Genomic DNA, 4775 nt, shown 5'->3' on the forward strand with positions numbered 1-4775 from the left:
AGCCGTAATATTTTGAATATATATTCAAAATATTACGGCTAATTATACATGCTGGGCAGGGTTTGTCAAGGGGGAAAAGTATGAGTTTTCCACTTTAGCACAGAAAAAGAGGCCCGCGAAAACGGGCCTCTTTTGGGCGTTTTGTCAAAAAAGAGCGATTTGTTTTTCAGTGGCGGACGGGCGAACGCCGGCGGCGGGCGATTTGTAAAAATTCATCGCCCGGGCCGCAGGGGAGCGGGCGGGCCGGCGGTGGGGCGCGGCGGGACCGGCAATGAGGGCGCCCGAAAAATTCATCGCCCGACCCACAGGGGAGCGGGCGGGGCCGACGGTGGGGCGCGGCGGGACCGGCGATGAGGGCGGCCCCAAAAATTCATCGCCCGACCCACAGGGGAGCGGGCGGGCCGGCGGTGAGGCGCGGTGGGACCGGCGGTGAGAGCAATCCAAAAAATTCATCGCCCGGCGATGGTCTGCCAGCTTTCGCCCAGGCGGGCGGCGGCCAGCACCTCCTCCAGCTGCCCCGCGGGCAGGGGAGAAGGGGGAACGGGGGGCACGCTTTGGTCGGCGGCGGGGTCGGCCAGATCCAGCAGCCAGTAGCTGACCCCCTGCCAGCCGTTCTTGTAGCCGGTGCGGGCCTGCCGCCCCTCGCAGACGAAGCCGAAGGCGGTGTGGAAGGCCTCGCTTTCGGGGTTGGGGTCGGCCAGCACGGCGTAGGCGTTGCGGTAGCCCTGCTTTGCCAGCGCCGCCAGCAGGCCGTGGTAGAGCATGGTGCCCAGGCCCAGCCGCCGGGCGGCGGGGGCCAGGTAGATGGTGGTCTCCGCGTCCCAGGCGTAGGCGTCGCAGCCGTAGCGCCAGGGGTGGGCGCAGGCGTAGCCCAGGGGCTGGCCCAGGGCGTTTTCCGCCAGGATGTAGGGCAGGGTGCGCCGGGTGGCGGCGATGGCGCGGCGGTACTCGGCCTCCGAGGGCACTTCATACAGGAAGGAGGCGGTGCTGTTTTTCACGTACCAGCCGAAAATTTCCAGCACCTTGGCCGCGTCGGCGGGCTTTGCCGGGCGCAGCAGCACGAAGCGGGCGGGGTCGAAGGAGGCGGCCAGGGCCTCCTTTTGGGCCTTGGGCAGCTTTTTCAGCGCGGCCTCCCGGCGCAGGGCGGCGCTTTTGTCCGGCAGCGCCTCCGCCCAGGCGAGGCTGGCCGCTCCGAAGGCCCGGGTGTACCTGGCGCCTTTGCCGCTCTGGTGGGCGGCGAGGCGGCGGAGCAGGTCGTTGGTCCAGCCGGTATAGAGCGCGCCGCCCTCGCAGCGCACCATGTAGACATAGCAGACGGGCATGGAAGGGGCTCCTTTCAGCGGCGGCCGTCGGCGATGCGGCAGGCGGCGATGGCGCTCTCTTTGGTGTCGGCGGTGATCATAAAGCGGCTGGCGTGGCAAAAGCGCAGGTCAGGGATGCCGCTGCGCTTTGCCAGCTCCTCGGGGGGCTGGCCCGCCCACCCCTGGGGGAAGGGCCGCTTGGGCCGCCGGGTGAGCCGGTCGTTGACGCACTGGGCCGCCCAGCCGCCCCGCTGGCTGGGATAGACCACGAAGCGCGCGTCGGAGCGGTAGAGGGCGTTTTTCCAGGGGGCGTAGCAGGGCAGCACCACCACCCCGTCCTCCATTTTTTCCAGCGCCCTTTTCACCAGCGCGTCCGCCCGGTTCACGGCGTTGGCCCCGTCGATGTTGTTCTGCAAAATCACCTGGGCGAAGTCCACCGCCTTCGCAAAGCAGGCGTCGGGGTCGTCCTTCGAGTCCCACAAAGGGTTGAAGCCGCCGATGGCGTCCGCCAGCAGGCAGTCCTCGCCGGTGTTGTCGTTCAGATCCAGCGGCTGCACGAAGTTCTCGTCCAGAAGGCGGGCCTGATGCTCGCCCACCAGCTGGGGGCCGAACACCTTCCACAAAAGGCCGAAGGCCGCGTAGGGCACGCCGTTGGGCCGCTCAGCGCGGCTGGCGTCGTGGTGGTCGAACATGCCGCCGCCGATGTCGTAGACGATGCCGTCGAAATCGTCCGGCACCTCGAACCCCCGCTGCACCTTGAAATCCGGGCGCAAAATGCGCAGCAGCGCGGTGGCGAACACGTCGTCCGCATGGAACTTGCCCCCGTGGGTGAATCCTCTGGCCGGTACCTTCATGGAATGAGACTCTCCTTCGTCGCTGGTTTTCCATTCAGTATAGCACATTCCCGCCGCAAAAAACAGCGCCGGGGCCCATATATATAAAAGGTACGCGCCAGAAGTTTCCTGCCCGCCGTTTACAGAAGTTTCATACAAGGCGGGGCGGGTTTGTGCTATAATGGTTCTGAATATCGACACCATTCGCGCCCCGGCGCGAGAGGAGGGGGAGTTTCTGATGAAGACGAAATACAGACGGCGGCGGGCGCTGGCGGCAGTGCTGGCGGTGGCCGCGCTGGCCGCCCTGGCGGCCCTCATCTGGCTGCTGGTGCTGCTGGTGCGGGGCATCGGCTCGCTGGGCACGCCGGACATGCGCACCCCCAAGGACGTGAAGGCGGTGGTGCTGGCCTCCGACTGGAGCAGCTACTTCTCCACCGCCCGCACCACCGAGGAGCAGCAGGCCTATCTGGAGAGCACGCTGGACGAGGCGGCGAACCTGGGGGCCAACACGGTGCTGCTCACCGGCCGGGTGGACGACGACCCGGACCAGGTGCTCTTCCGGGTGAAGGGCAAGGACCTGACGGTGGCCACCGCCGGAACGGTGACCGAAAACGACGGCTTCTTCTCCAAGTTCGACCCGGTGAACTATCTGATGAAGCAGGCCAGGGAGCGGGACATGCAGGCGGCCCTCATCGCCACCGATGACAGCGGCCAGCCGCTGGCCGCCGGCGCGGCCCTGCCTGAGTGGCTGGAAAAGGCCGCGAAGGACCACAAGCTGGCCCTCTACGGCCTGGACGAGGCCAGCGCCGCCGCTCTGGACGCGGCGAAGGCCGAGGCTGAATCCCAGGCCGCCGAGAGCGGGGAAGAGGTGGAGCCGGAGCAGCCCCTGCTGACCTATGTGGGCCTGACCGAGGGCAGCGAGGCCCCGGCGCTGCTGCGCAAGGACGGCGACGCGGCCCTGCTGGCGGCGGCGTGGCAGCTGGAGGAAGGCAGAGGCATGGTGCTGGGCGAGCTGGGCAGCCTGCTGGCGGACGGCTCCGACGCCGCCGTGGCTCTGCGCTTCGTGAGCGGCGAGGAACTGCCCGACGTGCTGGCCAAGGACGTGCCCGCCACCCTTTCCATCGTCACCCCGGCCACCGGGGCCACGGTGTACACCGAGAACGTCTACCTCATCGGCACCTCCGACCCGGCCCAGCCCCTGACGGTGAACGGCCAGACGGTGGAGCGCACCGGCGAGATGGGCGTGTGGGGCATCCTGGCGCCGCTGAACATGGGCGCCAACGACATCACCGCCGTGCAGGGCGAGACCACCGTGACCATCTCGGTGACCCGCTCCACCTACTCCGGCGGCGGGGCCGGCGCGGCCCGCCCGGACGGCAGCGAAGCCGCCGCCCCCGGCCAGAAGCTGCGCATCAACACCACCCTGGCCAGCCTGCTGGAGGACTACACCAACGACGACTCCATTCGGATGACCGCCTACGAAGGGGCGGTGGCCACGGTGGAGAAGAGCGTGTCCTTCGTGCGCTCGAACCGCCGCACCTACGCCTACCAGCTGGAGAACGGCGGCTACATCCTGGCCAAGGACTGCGAGCTGCTGGACTCCTCCACCCCCGACGCGGCCTTCACCGGGGCCGAGCGCACCACCGAGGGCAACATGGAAGTGTTCACCCTCACCGGCTCGGGCACGCCCCTCTACACCCACACCTGGGAGGGCAACGAGCTGACCCTGACCTTCCTGTCCGCCTCCTTCACCGGCGAGATGCCGGCGGACCTGGGCTTCGGCGGGGCCACCGTGACGGCGGAGCCCACCGAGGAGGGCGGCTTCTCGCTGCACTTCGTGTTCAACGACGCCGACCCGCTGTGGGGCTACCACGTGCGCTACACCGAGGACGGCACCTCCCAGATCCTGCTGAAACACCAGCCCAAACGCTCGGACGCCGAGACCGGCCCCCTCACCGGGGTGACGGTGATGCTGGACCCGGGCCACGGCGGCACCGACATGGGCGCTGTGGGCTCCACCAGCGAGGACTTCCCCCAGGAGAAGGACCTGAATCTGGCGGAGGCGCTGGCGGCCAAGTACCGGCTGGAGCAGCTGGGGGCCACCGTGCTGATGACCCGCTCGGACGACACCTTCCCCACCCTGGGCGACCGGGTGGAGATGCTGAACGACGCCGCGCCGGACTTCTTCATCTCGGTGCACCACAACAGCACCAACCTGGATAAGGACACCGACGGCCTGGTGGGCACCGAGTGCTACTGGTTCTACACCGAGGGCAAGCCTCTGGCCCAGGCCCTGGTGGACCGGGTCACCGCCGCCACCGGCCGCGAGGCGCGGGGCGTGTTCTACAACTACTTCTACGTCACCCGCTCCAACCTGTGCCCGGCGGTGCTGCTGGAGACGGGCTTCGTGAGCAGCCCCACCGAGTATCAGAGCTGCGCCGGCGACCTGGGCCTGTGGGCCGAGGGCGGCGCCATCGCCCAGGCGGTGCTGGACTGCGTGCCGGACTGACCCCTTTGAACATCACAATAAATATCCCCCGGCAAAGCCGGGGGTTTTTCATATGCGGGCATAGCCCTAGAATACTAGCGTGCGCGTCACGTCACGCAAGTACGGTCTGCCAGCCGCGAAGGTTCTGTTACT

At 67.8% G+C, this 4775-nt stretch carries 3 protein-coding genes; 1 reads left to right on the forward strand and 2 read right to left on the reverse strand.

What is annotated here, in order from left to right; translation table 11 throughout:
* Positions 1–449: 449 nt before the first annotated feature.
* Both ACMI1Q_RS06245 and ACMI1Q_RS06250 read right to left on the reverse strand, forming a co-directional pair.
* Positions 450–1322 carry a GNAT family N-acetyltransferase gene (locus ACMI1Q_RS06245; RefSeq protein ID WP_419503156.1) on the reverse strand — a complete coding sequence of 291 codons (873 nt, stop codon included), beginning with the start codon at positions 1320–1322 and terminating at the stop codon, positions 450–452.
* A 14-nt stretch (positions 1323–1336) separates the two neighbouring features.
* Positions 1337–2155, reverse strand: coding sequence for an MYG1 family protein (locus ACMI1Q_RS06250; RefSeq protein ID WP_419503158.1), 819 nt, complete (start codon positions 2153–2155; stop codon positions 1337–1339).
* Between the two features lie 217 nt (positions 2156–2372).
* Here ACMI1Q_RS06250 and ACMI1Q_RS06255 point away from each other — a divergent pair, with 217 nt between their 5' ends.
* Entirely contained in the window at positions 2373–4643 is a 2271-nt protein-coding gene (locus tag ACMI1Q_RS06255) for an N-acetylmuramoyl-L-alanine amidase family protein (protein ID WP_419503157.1), read from the forward strand.
* Positions 4644–4775: the final 132 nt, after the last annotated feature.

The sequence above is a fragment of the Candidatus Allofournierella excrementavium genome (assembly GCF_048526665.1).
Lineage (GTDB): Bacteria > Bacillota > Clostridia > Oscillospirales > Ruminococcaceae > Allofournierella_A > Allofournierella_A excrementavium.

Bases quoted from the DNA above. Each gene is read 5' to 3' on its own strand.
- ACMI1Q_RS06245 (WP_419503156.1), bottom strand. From the start codon at position 1,322: ATGCCCGTCTGCTATGTCTACATGGTGCGCTGCGAGGGCGGCGCGCTC.
- ACMI1Q_RS06250 (WP_419503158.1), bottom strand. From the start codon at position 2,155: ATGAAGGTACCGGCCAGAGGATTCACCCACGGGGGCAAGTTCCATGCG.
- ACMI1Q_RS06255 (WP_419503157.1), top strand. From the start codon at position 2,373: ATGAAGACGAAATACAGACGGCGGCGGGCGCTGGCGGCAGTGCTGGCG.